The 17150-nt window shown below is 63.1% G+C and carries 10 protein-coding genes, 2 tRNA genes, 2 rRNA genes and 1 riboswitch (1 of these 15 running past the window's edge); of the genes, 8 read left to right on the forward strand and 6 right to left on the reverse strand.

Annotated elements, in window-relative coordinates; all coding sequences use genetic code 11:
- Positions 1 to 25: 25 nt before the first annotated feature.
- Positions 26 to 874 (reverse strand): chorismate mutase, encoded by an 849-nt coding sequence (locus XH96_RS05040; RefSeq protein ID WP_061881265.1) that lies wholly within the window; start codon positions 872 to 874, stop codon positions 26 to 28.
- Between the two features lie 156 nt (positions 875 to 1030).
- Positions 1031 to 1110: riboswitch (SAM riboswitch) on the forward strand.
- Between the two features lie 85 nt (positions 1111 to 1195).
- On the opposite strand from XH96_RS05040, the gene XH96_RS05045 reads away from it, so the two are divergent.
- Both XH96_RS05045 and metW read left to right on the forward strand, forming a co-directional pair.
- Positions 1196 to 2398, forward strand: coding sequence for a homoserine O-acetyltransferase (locus XH96_RS05045; RefSeq protein WP_028178884.1), 1203 nt, complete (start codon positions 1196 to 1198; stop codon positions 2396 to 2398).
- Between the two features lie 2 nt (positions 2399 to 2400).
- Positions 2401 to 3063 carry a methionine biosynthesis protein MetW gene (metW, locus tag XH96_RS05050; RefSeq protein ID WP_194391326.1) on the forward strand — a complete coding sequence of 221 codons (663 nt, stop codon included), beginning with the start codon at positions 2401 to 2403 and terminating at the stop codon, positions 3061 to 3063.
- Between the two features lie 152 nt (positions 3064 to 3215).
- On the opposite strand, the gene XH96_RS05055 is transcribed toward metW, so the two are convergent.
- Entirely contained in the window at positions 3216 to 4079 is an 864-nt protein-coding gene (locus XH96_RS05055) for an alpha/beta fold hydrolase (RefSeq protein WP_194391327.1), read from the reverse strand.
- A 214-nt stretch (positions 4080 to 4293) separates the two neighbouring features.
- On the opposite strand from XH96_RS05055, the gene XH96_RS05060 reads away from it, so the two are divergent.
- On the forward strand, positions 4294 to 4974 hold the full coding sequence (locus XH96_RS05060; protein ID WP_194391328.1) for a TIGR02594 family protein: 681 nt from the start codon (positions 4294 to 4296) through the stop codon (positions 4972 to 4974).
- A gap of 112 nt (positions 4975 to 5086) precedes the next feature.
- Here XH96_RS05060 and XH96_RS05065 read toward each other — a convergent pair whose 3' ends face one another.
- Complete coding sequence (locus XH96_RS05065) at positions 5087 to 5875, reverse strand: MOSC domain-containing protein (protein ID WP_194391329.1); 789 nt, start codon at positions 5873 to 5875, stop codon at positions 5087 to 5089.
- A 241-nt stretch (positions 5876 to 6116) separates the two neighbouring features.
- Here XH96_RS05065 and clpB point away from each other — a divergent pair, with 241 nt between their 5' ends.
- A complete protein-coding gene (clpB, locus tag XH96_RS05070; RefSeq protein WP_194391330.1) occupies positions 6117 to 8756 on the forward strand; it encodes an ATP-dependent chaperone ClpB in 2640 nt (879 codons plus the stop codon).
- Between the two features lie 68 nt (positions 8757 to 8824).
- Here the strand turns inward: clpB and XH96_RS05075 are convergent, their stop codons facing one another.
- The 3 genes from XH96_RS05075 to XH96_RS05085 all read right to left on the reverse strand — a co-directional run bounded on the left by XH96_RS05075 (position 8825) and on the right by XH96_RS05085 (position 13018).
- Positions 8825 to 9091 (reverse strand): hypothetical protein, encoded by a 267-nt coding sequence (locus XH96_RS05075; RefSeq protein ID WP_194391331.1) that lies wholly within the window; start codon positions 9089 to 9091, stop codon positions 8825 to 8827.
- An 88-nt stretch (positions 9092 to 9179) separates the two neighbouring features.
- Positions 9180 to 10805 (reverse strand): SMP-30/gluconolactonase/LRE family protein, encoded by a 1626-nt coding sequence (locus tag XH96_RS05080; RefSeq protein WP_194391332.1) that lies wholly within the window; start codon positions 10803 to 10805, stop codon positions 9180 to 9182.
- A 149-nt stretch (positions 10806 to 10954) separates the two neighbouring features.
- The gene (locus tag XH96_RS05085) at positions 10955 to 13018 is read right to left on the reverse strand and encodes a M23 family metallopeptidase (RefSeq protein WP_194391333.1); all 2064 of its coding nucleotides are present in this window, start codon (positions 13016 to 13018) and stop codon (positions 10955 to 10957) included.
- Positions 13019 to 14010: 992 nt separating this feature from the next.
- On the opposite strand from XH96_RS05085, the gene XH96_RS05090 reads away from it, so the two are divergent.
- The 4 genes from XH96_RS05090 to XH96_RS05105 all read left to right on the forward strand — a co-directional run.
- Positions 14011 to 15499, forward strand: a 16S ribosomal RNA gene (locus tag XH96_RS05090).
- 187 nt (positions 15500 to 15686) lie between these two features.
- Positions 15687 to 15763 (forward strand) — tRNA-Ile (locus XH96_RS05095).
- A gap of 33 nt (positions 15764 to 15796) precedes the next feature.
- A tRNA-Ala gene (locus tag XH96_RS05100) sits at positions 15797 to 15872 on the forward strand.
- A 418-nt stretch (positions 15873 to 16290) separates the two neighbouring features.
- Positions 16291 to 17150 (forward strand): 23S ribosomal RNA (locus XH96_RS05105) (it continues 1986 nt past the right edge of the window).
- The 16S and 23S rRNA genes sit together here with 2 tRNA genes alongside, the layout of an rRNA operon.

A 17150-nucleotide genomic window follows, 5' to 3' on the forward strand; every position in this document is an offset into this window, starting at 1 on the left:
CAACTCCGAAATGGCGAGGCGCGATTTACGATTTCGCCCCGGTCGGGGGCACCGTATAGCGCGTTGCGTGGCTGCCGACGAGAGCCGTGGAGCGCACCGAGGCCCCCGCCTCGATCAGGGCAGCCCTGATCTTGTCGATGCTGGTCGCGCTGGTGACCGAGACCAGCAGCGCCGCGCCGTCGAAGGCGGTATCGGGCACCGCCACGATCTCGGCGAGCGGCGACAGGGCGCGCGCGACCTCGGCGTTCCACCCGGAGACGCGCACGCTGAAGGTCTCGACCTCCGTCACCAGGGCGCTGTCGGGGACGCGCGAGACCGCGAACACCGGCATCGCCGCCGGATGATCGGCACGTTCGACGAAAGGCATTCGCGCGATGATCTTCGGCGCGCCAGCTTCCTCGAGCGAGAGCCACCACGGCGTGCGGCTGGAGGTCGCCGAGACCAGCGCCAGGTCGCCCTTGGATTTCGCCACTGCTTCGACCGCGGCCTGCGCGCTGAAATGCGCGACGTAAGGCACCGTAAAGCCGAAATGGAAGCGCGCGGAGTCACGCATCGCAGGCTCGCTCACCGAGATGTCGGCATGCACGGAGAACGGCGCCTGCACATAGGTGAACGTCGAGATGATGACGCGCCAGATGCTCTCGACCGTGTCGAGCGGCAGGATGCCGCGATGACGCTGCACGATCTCGCGCATCATGGAAGCCTCGCGCGCCGGGCGGAACGCGGAGCCGACCTCCTGGGTCTGCTTCACCTGGATCAGGCGGTCGATGATGTCGCCGCGCTGCATCAGCAGGCGATGCATGCTCTCGTCGATCGCATCGATCTCCTTGCGCAGTTCCTGGAGCGATGGTGGCGCGGGCGGACGTTGGGACATGTCTGGTCGTCGATCGTTGCGATGGGGGATGTCCTGATTAGGCAGTCGGGGCGGCGAAAGCAAAGAGAAATGAGGTCCTTTCCGGTCGATGCGAGACAGACGAATTCGATCGATCCGGACCGCGACTTGACGAAAACCGCCCAAGACGGTAACTTTTGCCCGTTCCGTGGTCATTTGAGCCGGCCGGCTTGCAGCCACGTTAAAAAACTCGCTAAACAGGCCGGGGACGCTTCCGATCCCGGCCGAACCTATCGTTCAGGCCGGGTTTTTCATGGCCTGATTCCAGCGGCGGTCTGACGGCAGTCGCAAACGAGGTCGATGATGGTTGGCGTCAAGTCAGTACCCAGTCCTGCGATCAGCGCCGACGAACGGTCGCACGAGGTGGATCACCCGAGCTCGCAGGTCGCGCATTTCGGCACCGAGCAGCCGCTGCGGCTCGATTGCGGCGTCGATCTCACCCCGTTCCAGATCGCCTACCAGACCTATGGCGAGCTCAACGCCGATCGCTCCAACGCCGTTCTGATCTGCCATGCGCTGACCGGCGACCAGCACGTCGCCAATGTGCATCCCGTGACCGGCAAGCCCGGCTGGTGGGAGACGCTGGTCGGCCCCGGCCGGCCCATCGATCCCAAGCACTACTTCATCATCTGCTCCAACGTGATCGGCGGCTGCATGGGCTCGACCGGACCGGCGTCGATCAATCCCGCCACCGGCAAGGTCTGGGGCCTGGATTTCCCCGTCATCACCATCCCCGACATGGTGCGCGCGCAGGCGATGCTGATCGACCGGCTCGGCATCGACACGCTGTTTGCCGTCGTTGGCGGCTCGATGGGCGGCATGCAGGTGCTGCAATGGACCTCGGCCTATCCTGCCCGCGTGTTCTCCGCGCTGGCGATTGCCTGCGCGACGCGGCACTCGGCGCAGAACATCGCCTTCCACGAACTCGGGCGCCAGGCCGTGATGGCCGACCCCGATTGGCATGGCGGCGGATATGCCGATCACGGCATCCATCCGCATCGCGGGCTCGCGGTGGCGCGGATGGCGGCGCACATCACCTATCTCTCCGACGCGGCGCTGCATCGCAAGTTCGGCCGTCGCATGCAGGACCGCGAGCTGCCGACCTTCTCGTTCGATGCCGATTTCCAGGTCGAATCCTATCTGCGCTACCAAGGCTCGTCCTTCGTCGAGCGCTTCGACGCCAACTCCTATCTCTATCTGACGCGCGCGATGGACTATTTCGACATCGCCGCCGACCATGGCGGCGTGCTGGCGAAGGCGTTTGCGGGAATCCAGACCCGCTTCTGCGTGGTCTCCTTCACCAGCGACTGGCTGTTCCCGACCTCGGAATCGCGCGCGCTGGTGCACGCGCTGAACGCGTCGAGCGCGCGGGTGTCGTTCGCGGAGATCGAGACCGATCGCGGCCACGACGCCTTCCTGCTCGACGTGCCCGAATTCTTCGACATCTCCCGCGCCTTCCTGCAATCGGCAGGCAAGGCCCGCGGGCTCACCGGCAAGGACCGCTAGCAATGTCTGTCCAGGAAGTGCTGCCGCTGGGCGGGCCTTCGTCAGCGCAGTCCGGTCAGTTTCGCGCCGACCATCTGCTGGTCGCCGAGATGGTCAAGCCGGGCTCGAAGGTGCTCGATGTCGGCTGCGGCGAGGGCGACCTGCTTCAGCTGCTTGAGACCCGCGGCATCGACGGCCGCGGCATCGAGCTGTCGCGCGAGGGCGTCAACCGCTGCGTCGCCAAGGGACTCGCGGTGGTGCAGGGCGACGCCGACACCGACCTCGTCAACTATCCCGACGACGCGTTCGACTACGTGATCCTGTCGCAGACGCTGCAGGCGACGCGGCAGCCGCGCGTGGTGCTGGAGAACCTGTTGCGCATCGGCCGCCGGGCCATCGTCTCGTTCCCGAATTTCGGCTTCTGGAAGATGCGGCTGCAGCTCCTGATCGGCGGCCACATGCCGCGCACGGAGAACCTGCCGGCGACCTGGTACGACACCGCCAATATCCATTTCTGCACCATCAAGGATTTCGTCGAGCTCTGCGACGAGATCAACGTCAAGATGGAGCGCTCGGTCGCGCTCGATCTCTACGGCCGCCCGGTGCCGCTGAACCTGCCCTGGTGGGTGTGGAACATGTTCGGCGAACAGGCGGTGTTCTTGCTGAGCAGGGGCGGGGGGAAATAGCAGCATCCGCGCTCTTCAAAACGAGGAGCTGAGACCTATCCTCGTCATTGCGAGCGAAGCGAAGCAATCCAGCGTCTTTCCGCGGACGCAGTCTGGATTGCTTCGTCGCAAGAGCTCCTCGCAATGACGGCGTATGCGGTGACGCCTTCGTCCTAATGCCCTGCCAGCGACCTCGGATCGCGCACCGGCCAGCGTCCTGCTTCCACCAGCGTGACGAACCGCTCCACGCTCTCGTTGAACAGCGCGGGCTCTTCGAGGTTGAGCACGTGGCCCGACTTCGGAAACATCGCGAGGCCCGCGGCCGGCAGGTGCTTCTTCAGGAACAGGCTCGGTCCGACGCAGGGCTCGTCCTCGTCGCCGCAGATGATCAGCGCGGGCGTTGCCACCTTCGCGATCGCGTCCGTCATCGTGTAGATCGAGGGACGTCCGCCCTGGAATCCGCGCATCGTGCGCGCCGAACCCTTGGCATCGTGCCGTGCCAGCGCGGCATAGAAATCGGCGTGGCCGCGTGGGTCCTTCACCAGGAAGGGAATCCGGCTCGGCGCCTCGCGGGTGATCTTTGCCACTTCGACAGAGCCTGATATCTCGAACTGCTCGGCATTGGCGCGGCACTGCTTGCGCCAGGCCTCCAGATCCTCGATCTCCGAGCCGGAGCCGACGCCGGCGAGCGTCATCGACAACGCGCGCTGCGGGGCGTTGAGCCCGATCTGGAGTGACGAATAGGCGCCCATCGACAGCCCGACGAGATGCGCGCGCTCGATGCCGAGATGGTCGAGCACCGCGAGCGCATCGGTGTAGAAATGCGTGTAGGTGTAGACTTCACCTTCGGGTACGTCCGAAGGCGTGTAGCCGCGCGCCGAATAGGTGATGCAGCGATGGCCGCGCGAGAAGTAGCGCATCTGCGGCTCCCAATTGGTGTAGTCGGCCGCGAACTCGTGCAGGAAAAGTATCGGCGTTCCCTGACCCGCCTCTTCGAAATAGATGCGGACGTCGTCCCTTGTCGTGGCGTGGGGCATTAACTCTTTCCCTCTGTCAAGCCGTCTTTGCAGGATCGCAGTTAACGCTGTTGTCCGCAATGCGGCAGCATCGAACCAGCACCGATACAAAATCATCGCAGCTATTCGCCGACGCGGTGTCTTTTTCTCGCCACATCGGGCGGCTTAACGGCCTGACCTATGTCGGCCACGTCACCGGCCGATCGGAAAGTAGGGGTGTAACGAAGGATGAAGAATGGTTGAGTTGTTTGCGTTCCGCCTGTCGCGCTGTGTTGTCGCGCTGGCGTTTTTCTTTGCGGCGGTCGCCGCGTTCGTTTCTCCGGCCTCGGCACGGCCGCATCATCGTCATAGCGCAGAGCGGTACGCTTACGTGCATCACGCCAGGCATCATCACCACCGTCATTATCGGCACCATGCCCGCAGCTCGCGCTTCGAGCGTAGCGCGGCGCAGCTGCAGGCGAGCGGGTTCGGCAACACCCAGGCGAGCTATGATCCGAACGCCAATGACGGCGGCCTGGTCACCAACGGAATGGCGAACAACGCCATGAGCAGCGGCGGCTTCAGTGGCGGATCGAACCTCGTGTCCGAGGCGCGCCGCTATCTCGGCGGCAATCCGACCGGGCGTGGCAGCCTGTGGTGCGCGCGCTTCATGAACATGGTGCTGCAGCACACCGGCCATCAGGGCACCGGATCCGACATGGCGAGCTCGTTCGCGCGTTACGGCACGCGTGTGTCCGGCCCGCAGGTCGGAGCCATCGCAGTGATGTCGCGCGGCCGCCGCGGCGGCCATGTCGGCATCATCACCGGCATCGATGCGCAGGGCAATCCGATCATGATCTCCGGCAACAGCGGCAACCGCGTCCGCGAAGCGCCGGTCTCGCGCGGCCGGATCTATGCGTATGTGATGCCGAATTGAGGGAGCCCTCGCAGGGTGGGCAAAGGCGCGCATGCGCCGTGCCCACCAACAGAGGGCTGGCATTCGAGAACAAGGTGGTGGGCACGCTTCGCTTTGCCCGCCCTACAGCAGCTTAGATGAGTTTCGGCTCTTCCACTGCAACCGCATCGCCCACGCCGATCTCGCCACCTTCGATCACCTCGGCATAGATGCCGCAATCCATGTGGCCGAGATGGCGCGAGAGCGTGGGCGGAATTTCGAGATCGCGCTTGGCGGTGTCAGGATCGACATTGGTGGCGGGGCAGCGGACGATGCGCTTGATCACCTTCAGCCGGGCCTGCCCGACCGCAAGCGTCTGGCCGACGAGATCGAGCTCCGACCAGGCCGGCCAGCCCTTGACGTAGAGATTGGCGCGGAAGCGCAGGGGGTGCACGGCGACGCCGCCGAGCATGGTCTCGATCGCGCGGACGCTGCCGAGATTGATGATCGAGACGACCTTGCGGGCGACGTCGGAGAAGCTGTGGTCGCGGCCGGATAGAACCTTGGGCGGGCCCTTCAACTCCGGCTGAAAGTTCGCGCTGAAATAGGCCTCGATCGCGGCGCGCCCGGCGGCGGTCTCGAGATCGCCGCTGGCGACGATTTGGCCGTCCTTGCGGATGGTCAACAGATTGGTGGCGTCGTCGAACCGGCTGTCGAGCTCGGCCAGCCGCTCATTGCGCGCGAGCATCAGAAACTGGATCTTCGGTTTCCACTCGGGCGCATCAGGGTCGAACCCGCTCGGGCCGTTCTCGATGGCGTAGCGGCGGTCGGCCGGCAGGGTCTGGCCGACCCGCAAAGCGACGCGCGACAGGTGTTCCGGCGTCAGGCCCTTGATCGGGTAGCGATAGAGGCCGGTGATCTCGGCGGTGTGGCTGGCTGTCATGCCGCTACTTAAGGGATTCGGCCCGCCAGCGCCAAGCCCGCCCAGGAGCGCACGAATTTGTGAACTCGCCTCTTTCGCATCCGCAATCTGCTTCCCACATCTGCCGCAGGCCGGCGGCAACGTCGGCAAAAACACGACCGTTCCCGCTTGAGAAACCTCAATGCGGTGAGCGGAAACCCAATGAAGATGCCGTATTGGGGTGCCTGAGAGGGCCCCAAGGGCAGGCCGAGGGACAGAAAAGATGAACATCGAGAAGTATACCGAACGCTCCAGGGGCTTCATCCAGTCTGCGCAGTCGCTCGCGATGCGCGAGGGGCACCAGCAGTTTTCCACCCTGCACCTCCTGAAAGTCCTCCTGGACGACAATGAGGGGCTCGCTGCCGGCCTGATCGACCGCGCTGGCGGCAATTCCCGTGCAATTCTGAAGGCGACCGAGGACGCCCTCGGCAAGGTGCCGAAGGTTTCCGGCGGTGGCGCCGGCCAGATCTACTTGGCGCCCGAGCTCGCCCGCACCTTCGACGCCGCCGAAAAGGCCGGCGAGAAGGCCGGCGACAGTTTCGTCACCGTGGAGCGGCTGCTGCTCGGCCTGACGCTGGAGAAGTCCAGCGAAGCCGGCGCGATCCTCAACAAGGGCGGCGTCACTCCGCAGAACCTCAACGCGGCGATCGAGGCGTTGCGCAAGGGCCGCACCGCGGATTCCGCGACCGCCGAGAACGCCTATGACGCGCTGAAGAAATATGCCCGCGACCTGACCCAGGCCGCGCGCGACGGCAAGCTCGATCCGGTCATCGGCCGCGACGAGGAGATCCGTCGCACCATCCAGGTGCTCTCGCGCCGGACCAAGAACAACCCCGTCCTGATCGGCGAGCCCGGCGTCGGCAAGACCGCGATTGCGGAAGGATTGGCGCTTCGCATCGTCAACGGCGACGTGCCGGAGAGCCTCAAGGACAAGAAGCTGCTCTCGCTCGACCTCGGTGCGCTGATCGCCGGCGCGAAATATCGCGGTGAGTTCGAGGAGCGGCTGAAGGCCGTGCTCCAGGAGGTGACCGGGAGCGAAGGCACCTTCATCCTGTTCATCGACGAGATGCACACGCTGATCGGTGCCGGCAAGGGCGACGGCGCGATGGACGCGTCCAACCTGCTGAAGCCGGCGCTCGCCCGCGGCGAGCTGCACTGCATTGGTGCGACCACGCTCGACGAGTACCAGAAGCACGTCGAGAAGGACGCCGCGCTGGCGCGGCGCTTCCAGCCGATCTTCGTCAGCGAGCCCTCGGTCGAGGACACCATCTCGATCCTGCGCGGCCTGAAGGACAAGTATGAGCAGCACCATGGCGTGCGGATCACCGATTCCGCGCTCGTGGCCGCCACGACGCTGTCCAACCGCTACATCACCGACCGCTTCCTGCCCGACAAGGCGATCGACCTCATGGACGAGGCCGCGGCGCGGCTGAAGATGCAGGTCGATTCCAAGCCGGAAGAGCTGGATTCGCTCGACCGCGAGATCATCCGGCTCAAGATCGAGCAGGAGGCGCTGAAGAAGGAAAGCGATCCTGGCTCCAAGACCCGGCTCCAGACCCTGGAGAAGGACCTTGCCGATCTCGAGGAGAAGTCTGCTGGGCTGACGGCGCGCTGGAGCGCGGAGAAGAACAAGCTCTCCGATGCCCAGAAGCTCAAGGCCGAGCTCGACGGCTTGCGCGTCGAGCTCGCCAACGCGCAGCGGCGCGGCGAATTCCAGAAGGCCGGCGAGCTGGCCTACGGCCGGATCCCGGAGCTGGAGAAGCAGCTGGCGGATATCGAGGCGCGTGAAGGCTCCGGCGAGATGATGGAGGAGGCGGTCACCGCCAATCACATCGCGCAGGTGGTTTCGCGCTGGACCGGCGTGCCCGTCGACAAGATGCTGGAAGGCGAGAAGGAGAAGCTCCTGAAGATGGAGGAGCAGCTCGGCAAGCGTGTCGTCGGTCAGGCCGAGGCCGTCCGTGCGGTCGCGACAGCCGTGCGCCGCTCGCGCGCGGGCTTGCAGGACCCGAACCGCCCCACAGGCTCGTTCATGTTCCTGGGCCCCACCGGCGTCGGCAAGACCGAGCTGACCAAGGCTCTCGCGGAATACCTGTTCAACGATGAGACCGCGATGGTCCGCCTCGACATGTCCGAATACATGGAGAAGCACTCGGTCTCGCGGCTGATCGGCGCGCCTCCGGGTTATGTCGGCTATGACGAGGGCGGTGCGCTCACCGAAGCGGTGCGGCGCCGGCCCTACCAGGTGGTGCTGTTCGACGAAATCGAGAAGGCGCATCCTGACGTCTTCAACGTCCTGTTGCAGGTGCTCGACGACGGCCGCCTGACCGACGGCCAGGGCCGCACCGTCGACTTCCGCAACACGCTGATCATCATGACCTCGAATCTCGGTTCGGAATTCCTGGTGAACCAGCCGGAGGGCGAGGACACCTCGGCCGTGCGCGAGCAGGTGATGGGAATGGTGCGGGCGCATTTCCGCCCCGAATTCCTCAACCGCGTCGACGAGATCATCCTGTTCCACCGCCTGCAGCGCAGCGAGATGGGCCGGATCGTCGAGATCCAGTTCGCGCGGCTCCAGAAGCTGCTGACCGATCGCAAGATCGTGCTGACGCTCGATGCCGCCGGTCGCGACTGGCTCGCCGCCAAGGGCTGGGATCCCGCCTATGGCGCAAGGCCGCTGAAGCGGGTGATCCAGCGTCACCTCCAGGATCCGCTCGCCGAGATGATCCTGGCCGGCGACGTCAGGGACGGCGACACGGTCGCGATCTCGTCCGAAGGCAACGTGCTGACCTTCAACGGCAAGGCCCCGCAGACCGCCGAGATCACCCAGTTCGAGGCACCGGTGACGAAGCGGAAGCTGAACTGAACGCCAGCGATTGTCGCCTGAAACGATAAGCCGCCCCGGAGAGAGCAATCTCTCCGGGGCGTTTTGCTCTAACCGACAGCAGACCCCGAGCCCGGTGCGGCCGATCCTACCTCCTCGTCGTCCTCTTCCAGCTCGGACAGGATGTCCACCAGCTCGCGCACCCGTCCCTGCGCCAGCGGGCGCAAATCGTTGATCATCGGCTCGTCATTGGCGAGCCAGGCCTGGGCTTCGGCGAGCTCCTCGGCGGTCGCGCCGGTTCCGATGATCTGGGCAATGGTGACGTCGTCGGCGCGGTCCACGGCCTTGACGACATCGTCGCGTGAGAGGCGCGTCATGGGCGATCCTCCTGCTGGTCGGCTTCCGTCAGCGTCTAACCGTGGAACCGGCGGGCCGGTTCCGCGGCCAGTCCCGTGCAAGCCACTCCTACTTCTTCACCACCTTGTAGATCGCGTTCTCGATGTCCGAGCTGACGTAGATCACCCCCGTTGCGCCGACCGCGACGCCAGTTGGAATGTGCGTCGGCAAGCCGCCGGGCGCGCCCGTCAGGCCGATCGGGAGATTGGCGGCGATCTCGGTGACCTTGCCGCTGTCCGGCGCGATCTCGATCAGCCGTTGGGCGCCGACCTCCGCCACAATCAGCTGGCCGTCGCCGGTGCGTGCGATGCCTTCGGGCATTTTCAGGTCCTTGGCGACCACGGTCTTTTCGCCTTTTGTGTCGATCCGGGAGACGGCGCCGGCAAAGGCTTCGGTGACGTAGACCTCGCCGCCGGGTCCACCGACGAGCCCGACCGGGCCCTCGAGGTCGCCAATCAGCGTGACGCGATCCTTTCCATGCTCGCCGCTCACCTTGACCAGCGATTTGGTGCCGAGCTCGGCCACCAGGATGCTGCCGTCGGCAAGCACCACCGCGTCATGCGGCGCCTTGAAGTCGTGCAGCATCTCGCGCGTCGCGCCGGTCTTGCCGTCGATCACCTGCACGGTGCCGGTGAACCAGCTCGACAGGACCACGTCGTTGCCCTTCGCCGTCGCGCTCATCGGATATTCGAGCGTCGTGCCGGCGGCGTGCATGCGCGCCCTCTCGGTGACCTCGCCGGTCGCTCCATCCACCGTGCGATAGGCGAACACGTCGGCGACGTGGATCGTGTCCCTGCCGTTCTCCGAGGTGACGCCGATGCCGCCGGGCAGCGCGAGCCTGCCGATGATGATCTGCCTGGCCTGGCCGGTCGCCGGATCGACCTCCTGGATGCCGTTGTCGGCCATGTTGGAGACGTAGATGCGGTCCTTGTCGTCGATGGCGAGATTGTCCAGCGATGGCTTCAGCTGCGCGACCATGGTCTTGGCGCCCGATTTGGGATCGACCCGGACGAGCTGGCCGAGCGCGGTGTCGACCACGAAAAGGTTGCCCTTGGAATCGAAGTTCACGGCGGCCGGGACCTTGAAGCCGTCGGCAACGACGGTCAGCTCGGCCTTGTCGACGTCGACCCTGGCGACCTGGCCCTTGAACCACAGCGGACCGTAGAGCTTGTCGTCGGGACCGAACTCGAAGCCGTTGAGGCCGCCCATCTTCTCCATGATCTGGCGCGGCGGTTTGACGCCCTCGACGTCGATCTCGTAGAGCACGTCGCCAAGGAAGACGGTGGTGGCGTAGAGCCGGCCATCCTTGCGGAAGGCGAGCGAGTTGATGCCGGGAAGGCCGGAAGCAAGCTTCTTGATCGGGCCGTCGCCCTTGCGCGCATAGAGATCGCCGGCGAGAAATCCGGTCCAGGCCATGGTGCCGTCGGGCGCGAACGCGATGTCGTCGGCCATTCCGACCGGTGCCGGGATTGCAACCTTGGCGCTACTGCCCGCAACCTCGTAGAGCGCCGCGCCTGCGACGCTGCCGGCAAACAGACGGCCGGCCTTGTCGACAGCGAGCCCGTGCACGCCGTGGAATGCCGAGCCCGGGACGAGCTTGGTGACCTCCCAGCTCGCCGGCAAGGTCTCAGCCGATAGGCTCGTGGCGGAAAACAGCGCAGCGACCAAGGCTGCGCAGGCGAGCCTGTTGTTCATGGCGAGACCTCCCGTTTTTTGGGAAGTATTCGCTCCTCATGCCGCTTTGGCAAACGAAACTTGACGTTGTGACGCCGCAAAGCGGCCTCGCGACGACGTCGAATTCGGATCGTGTTTGGAGATGTCCGCCGGGGCGGTCAATTCCCGGCTTAGCGGTTGGTGACCTGCAAGGGCCCGCCGGTGGCGTCCGACATGCGGGCGATGGCGCCGCCGCGGCCGCTCATCATGCCGTCGAGCCGGTCGCGCTCCTTCTCGAAGCTGGCCAGCATCGGGCCCTCCAGCGAACGGCCGCGCGGCAGCTTCACGCGCATCGGGTCGACGAAGCGGCCGTTGACCAGGATCTCGTAGTGGACGTGCGGGCCGGTCGACAGGCCCGACGAGCCGACGAAGCCGATCACCTGGCCCTGCCGCACCTTCTTGCCGGGCTCCATGCCCTTGGCGAAGGCCGACATATGGCCGTAGGCGGTCTCGTAGCCGTTGGAATGCTTGATGCGGATGTACTTGCCGTAGCCGCCCTCGGGGCCGGCCTTCTCGATCATGCCGTTGCCGGAGGCGAAGATCGGCGTGCCGTAGGCGGTGGCCCAGTCGACGCCGGTATGCATCTTGACGTAGCCCAGGATCGGGTGGCGGCGGCCGCCGAAGCCGGAGCGCATGATGGCGTTGTTGACGGGCTTTCTGACCAGGAACTTCTTCGCGCTCTTGCCGGTCTCGTCGTAGTAGTCGACGACGCCGTCGTCGGGGCTCTGGTAGCGGTAGTATTTCTTGGTCTCGCCGCCGACGGTGAGGGAGGCGAACAACACCTCGTTCTTTTCGCTCGACGTCACGCCTTCGTCCTCGCCGGCGTAGAACACGTCGAAGGAATCCCCGGGCTGCACCTTGCGCTGGAAATCGACGTCGTAGGAGTAGATCTTGATCATGTCCTCGATGACGGGCATCGGGACCTTGTTGCGCATCGCCGTCTCGTAGATGCTCTGGTACAGCCGCACCCCGCTGCCGTCATCCTCGTCATCGTCTTCGCTGTTGGCGTTTGCCGCGGCGTCGGCGACGGTGTTCATGCTGGAGACGTCGACGGCGACATATTTGCCGAGATCGGACAGCGCCGCGATCGCCTCCACCATGGTGTCGTTTGCAACCACGACGCGATAGGGCTGGAGCCGGGCGCCGGGGCTGGCGGGCGCCATCAGGATGCGGAGTTTCTCGCCTTCCTTGAGGCCGCCGTCGCGGCCGCGCGGGCCGAGCGTTGCGGTGATCGCCTTGATCTCGTCAGCCGTCGCGCCGAGATCGCGCAGCACCGAGCCGACGCTGTCGCCTTTCCTGACCAGATGAACGCGCTCGCCGTTGGGATTGCCGCCGGTGATCTGCTCCTTGGTCTTGGGCAGCAGCGTGACGTTCTCCGGCACCACGCGCGTCTCGAAACCGGCATAGGGATCGGAGGACGACGCCTCGGCGGCGTAGGCCATCTTGATGTCGGACGGGCCGGTCGTGCCGGAGACGTCGGCTGTGGCATTGGCGAGCGAGGCGTAGCGCACCCCGCCATTGCCGCGCCAGTTGGCGGCATCGCGGACCCGCATCAGGATGTCGTCGAGCGCTACCACCGCGGAAATCTTCGCCTTCGGCAGCACCGACGACAGGTCCTTGGTGACGAAGGACACCTCCGCGTCGGGCTCGACGGCCTCCGGATTGTTGGGATCGTCGGACGCCGTCTTCGGATCGGAGCCGACGTCGGTGAGTAGGCGCTGGGCGTTGAACGGCGGGATCTTCGCCGACAGGTCGCTCGTCGTCATCGACAGGTTGCCGGCGATCCGGACGAAGGGGCGCACCCGCATCACGTCACGGTTGCCGACACGGGCGACCGTCGAGACGCGCATGATGTTGCGCGACGCCGTGGATTCGCTCGGCGGCGGCAGCCGGTCGCTCTTGTGCAGCGTGGCGGCGCGATCGGCGGCGCCGAACGCGCCGCGCAAGGCGCCTTCGACCCGCTCCGGCACCTTGGCGAAGGTCATCTCGCCGTCGAGCGATGCGAAAACGGCGCCGCCGATCAGGGCCGCGCCGCAGAGTCCGGTCAGAATTGTGCCGCTGAACCATTGCACCGAGACGCGGCGGCGGTCGATCACGGCGGCTTCAGAACCATCGACGGATAGCGGCGGCTCGTGGCCGAGATCGATGATCCCGGTCTCACGCCCGTAGGTGCCGCGTGACGTCCTGTGGTTCAACCCAAGTCCCCCGATCAACGACCCAAGAAAGCCCGCTTCGAACCTTGTCCCTGGCCGCCCTCTTGAACGGGGATCGCCGGAAAAGGCAAGCCGCACAGGCGTCCGCGCTCAGAAAGCCCCGGAACAGGGCTGGCCGAAATTACGAACAACTGGACGGATGAAACTCTCTCGATGTCTTTCGAACGTCGAAGGAAGGCCGCGTCATCTGCAAGATGCCTTCCCCTGACCCCATGAAAATCGCCGGCAGCCCCCATAGGCATCCCTGCGATTCAAGCTCGTCTCTTACCAGAACGCCGCGGGATTGTGGCTCAAGTACGGCGCCAAATATGGAAAAAACTTCCTCAAGGAGCCGGCGCGAGGGGCCTCGCCGGAGCGGCGCCGCAGGCCGCCCCTGGAGCCCCTCCGGAGCCTCCAGGGCCGCAAACTTTTTTTGAGTTTTTTGTTCGAGCAGGGCCCACCCACTCGCTCTGCGCCCCTCTAAATGTCTGGAATTACGTGATTTTTTCCGGTGATCCACTGTGCGACGATTTGTTGACGATTGGCGTTGACAGCCCGGAAGGTGGGGCCTATAACCCCAACCACTGAGCGCGGCGCCGCCGGGTCACTGACCAAGGCGAGCGAACGCGCCACTGATGCTCCTCACCTTGTTGAGTGACACAACAATCGACACCAGTCGGTTGGAGTCATTTTTCGTCGGTAAGGGTATCGGAACCCTTCCACTCTGGAAGGTTGGGGCCTCCGCGGTCCCGGGCTGTTTGACAAGTGAAGATGAAGAAAGAGAAACGTGGACGGCGGAGTCCTTGCGGGTCTCGCTTCTGGAAAGCTTCGGCTTTTCTGATCGAGACCGGACGAAAGACTTCGGCGGTACACGTTTCAAAGGAAACACCATCGTTGCCAGCGATGTGAATCGCGGGCAGCTCGGCGGCTTCGGTCGTCGGAAAAATGGTGGGACCTCGTCAAACGTTGTGATCAGCCGGTTCAAAGTTCAAGTCCAACTTGAGAGTTTGATCCTGGCTCAGAGCGAACGCTGGCGGCAGGCTTAACACATGCAAGTCGAGCGGGCGTAGCAATACGTCAGCGGCAGACGGGTGAGTAACGCGTGGGAACGTACCTTTTGGTTCGGAACAACACAGGGAAACTTGTGCTAATACCGGATAAGCCCTTACGGGGAAAGATTTATCGCCGAAAGATCGGCCCGCGTCTGATTAGCTAGTTGGTGAGGTAATGGCTCACCAAGGCGACGATCAGTAGCTGGTCTGAGAGGATGATCAGCCACATTGGGACTGAGACACGGCCCAAACTCCTACGGGAGGCAGCAGTGGGGAATATTGGACAATGGGGGCAACCCTGATCCAGCCATGCCGCGTGAGTGATGAAGGCCCTAGGGTTGTAAAGCTCTTTTGTGCGGGAAGATAATGACGGTACCGCAAGAATAAGCCCCGGCTAACTTCGTGCCAGCAGCCGCGGTAATACGAAGGGGGCTAGCGTTGCTCGGAATCACTGGGCGTAAAGGGTGCGTAGGCGGGTCTTTAAGTCAGGGGTGAAATCCTGGAGCTCAACTCCAGAACTGCCTTTGATACTGAAGATCTTGAGTTCGGGAGAGGTGAGTGGAACTGCGAGTGTAGAGGTGAAATTCGTAGATATTCGCAAGAACACCAGTGGCGAAGGCGGCTCACTGGCCCGATACTGACGCTGAGGCACGAAAGCGTGGGGAGCAAACAGGATTAGATACCCTGGTAGTCCACGCCGTAAACGATGAATGCCAGCCGTTAGTGGGTTTACTCACTAGTGGCGCAGCTAACGCTTTAAGCATTCCGCCTGGGGAGTACGGTCGCAAGATTAAAACTCAAAGGAATTGACGGGGGCCCGCACAAGCGGTGGAGCATGTGGTTTAATTCGACGCAACGCGCAGAACCTTACCAGCCCTTGACATGTCCAGGACCGGTCGCAGAGATGTGACCCTCTCTTCGGAGCCTGGAACACAGGTGCTGCATGGCTGTCGTCAGCTCGTGTCGTGAGATGTTGGGTTAAGTCCCGCAACGAGCGCAACCCCCGTCCTTAGTTGCTACCATTTAGTTGAGCACTCTAAGGAGACTGCCGGTGATAAGCCGCGAGGAAGGTGGGGATGACGTCAAGTCCTCATGGCCCTTACGGGCTGGGCTACACACGTGCTACAATGGCGGTGACAATGGGATGCTAAGGGGCGACCCTTCGCAAATCTCAAAAAGCCGTCTCAGTTCGGATTGGGCTCTGCAACTCGAGCCCATGAAGTTGGAATCGCTAGTAATCGTGGATCAGCACGCCACGGTGAATACGTTCCCGGGCCTTGTACACACCGCCCGTCACACCATGGGAGTTGGTTTTACCTGAAGACGGTGCGCTAACCCGCAAGGGAGGCAGCCGGCCACGGTAGGGTCAGCGACTGGGGTGAAGTCGTAACAAGGTAGCCGTAGGGGAACCTGCGGCTGGATCACCTCCTTTCTAAGGATGGTTCTTCAGAAGCTTGCTTCTATCGAACCGTTTTAGAAACATCAGTGGCCAACAGATCGCCAGATCGTTGAGCTGCATTGGCGGGATTTCGCCGTCTTCGTTTCTCTTTCTTCGCGGACGAACACGCGCTGGGGCTGCAGGCTTGCAGATCCCTGGTCCTTGACTGGATATGCGTTAGGGGCTTGTAGCTCAGTTGGTTAGAGCGCGCGCTTGATAAGCGTGAGGTCGGAAGTTCAAGTCTTCCCAGGCCCACCACTTTCATCGAGTGTGCATTCGTCTTCTGGTTACGGGGCCATAGCTCAGCTGGGAGAGCGCGTGCTTTGCAAGCATGAGGTCGTCGGTTCGATCCCGTCTGGCTCCACCAGATGGTTTGATCACCGAGATCTTGTACCGTCGTCCGCGAAACATCGCTTCGCACTTGCTAGTCCGGATGGACAGCAGGCTGCGTGATTTCTGACATCGTAAAGAGGAGATCGATCCGAGTTGGATCGTGCGGAGAATATCCGCGCGAGACTTCATTATCTCCGGATCATTTCGGCGCTCGCGCGCCTTTCAGTGTGGCTCACAAGGCTGCGCCTGAAGGACATGCGAGTTGTGAATGATCCTTTTAGCGAAGCTTGACCGCCTCGCTATCGGAACGATCTTACGAAGCAAGCTGGTCTTTCTAGTCAATGTCTGGCTGTACGTAGCGTTCATCGAGGGCGCGTGCCTTAGGGACTTCGGTCTCCTGGCAGTCGTACAGACAACATTCTGCCGAGTGTGTGGACATTGATAATGAGAGCAATCAAGTGCCTTAAGGGTGTTCGGTGGATGCCTTGGCGCTGAGAGGCGATGAAGGACGTGCTACGCTGCGATAAGCCGTGGGGAGCTGCGAAGAAGCTTTGATCCGCGGATTTCCGAATGGGGAAACCCACCTTCGATAGCCGGAACTCCAAGACCTTAGGTTTTGGGGTTTGACCAGAAATGATCGGGACCATGACCGCAAGGTTTTGGATTTCCGGTTATCAAGAGAAGGTATGAGACTTCTGAATACATAGGAGGTTTCAAGCGAACCCAGGGAACTGAAACATCTAAGTACCTGGAGGAAAGGACATCAACAGAGACTCCGTTAGTAGTGGCGAGCGAACGCGGACCAGGCCAGTGATACATCAGAGACAATCGGAACCAGTCAGGAAAGCTGGGCCTCAGAGGGTGATAGCCCCGTACGAGTAATGCGATGATGTATCCACGAGTAAGGCGGGACACGTGCAATCCTGTCTGAACACGGGGGGACCACCCTCCAAGCCTAAGTACTCCTCAGCGACCGATAGCGAACTAGTACCGTGAGGGAAAGGTGAAAAGCACCCCGACGAGGGGAGTGAAATAGACCTGAAACCGGACACCTACAAACAGATGGAGCCCAAGATACGTTCTGGGTGACATCGTACCTTTTGTATTATGGGCCAGCGACTTAATTTAACGAGCAAGCTTAAGCCGATAGGCGAAGGCGTAGCGAAAGCGAGTCTGAATAGGGCGTCAAGTTCGTTGTATTAGACCCGAAACCTAGTGATCTAGCCATGAGCAGGTTGAAGGTGAGGTAACACTCACTGGAGGACCGAACGGGTGCCTGTTGAAAAAGGCTCCGATGACTTGTGGTTAGGGG

The sequence above is a fragment of the Bradyrhizobium sp. CCBAU 51765 genome, from assembly GCF_015291725.1.
Taxonomy (GTDB): Bacteria; Pseudomonadota; Alphaproteobacteria; order Rhizobiales; family Xanthobacteraceae; genus Bradyrhizobium; species Bradyrhizobium liaoningense.

What these genes read in the sequence shown, in the direction of transcription:
- XH96_RS05040 (WP_061881265.1), bottom strand. Translation starts at nt 874, where the DNA reads ATGTCCCAACGTCCGCCCGCGCCACCATCGCTCCAGGAACTGCGCAAG.
- XH96_RS05045 (WP_028178884.1), top strand. Translation starts at nt 1,196, where the DNA reads ATGGTTGGCGTCAAGTCAGTACCCAGTCCTGCGATCAGCGCCGACGAA.
- metW (WP_194391326.1), top strand. Translation starts at nt 2,401, where the DNA reads ATGTCTGTCCAGGAAGTGCTGCCGCTGGGCGGGCCTTCGTCAGCGCAG.
- XH96_RS05055 (WP_194391327.1), bottom strand. Translation starts at nt 4,079, where the DNA reads ATGCCCCACGCCACGACAAGGGACGACGTCCGCATCTATTTCGAAGAG.
- XH96_RS05060 (WP_194391328.1), top strand. Translation starts at nt 4,294, where the DNA reads ATGGTTGAGTTGTTTGCGTTCCGCCTGTCGCGCTGTGTTGTCGCGCTG.
- XH96_RS05065 (WP_194391329.1), bottom strand. Translation starts at nt 5,875, where the DNA reads ATGACAGCCAGCCACACCGCCGAGATCACCGGCCTCTATCGCTACCCG.
- clpB (WP_194391330.1), top strand. Translation starts at nt 6,117, where the DNA reads ATGAACATCGAGAAGTATACCGAACGCTCCAGGGGCTTCATCCAGTCT.
- XH96_RS05075 (WP_194391331.1), bottom strand. Translation starts at nt 9,091, where the DNA reads ATGACGCGCCTCTCACGCGACGATGTCGTCAAGGCCGTGGACCGCGCC.
- XH96_RS05080 (WP_194391332.1), bottom strand. Translation starts at nt 10,805, where the DNA reads ATGAACAACAGGCTCGCCTGCGCAGCCTTGGTCGCTGCGCTGTTTTCC.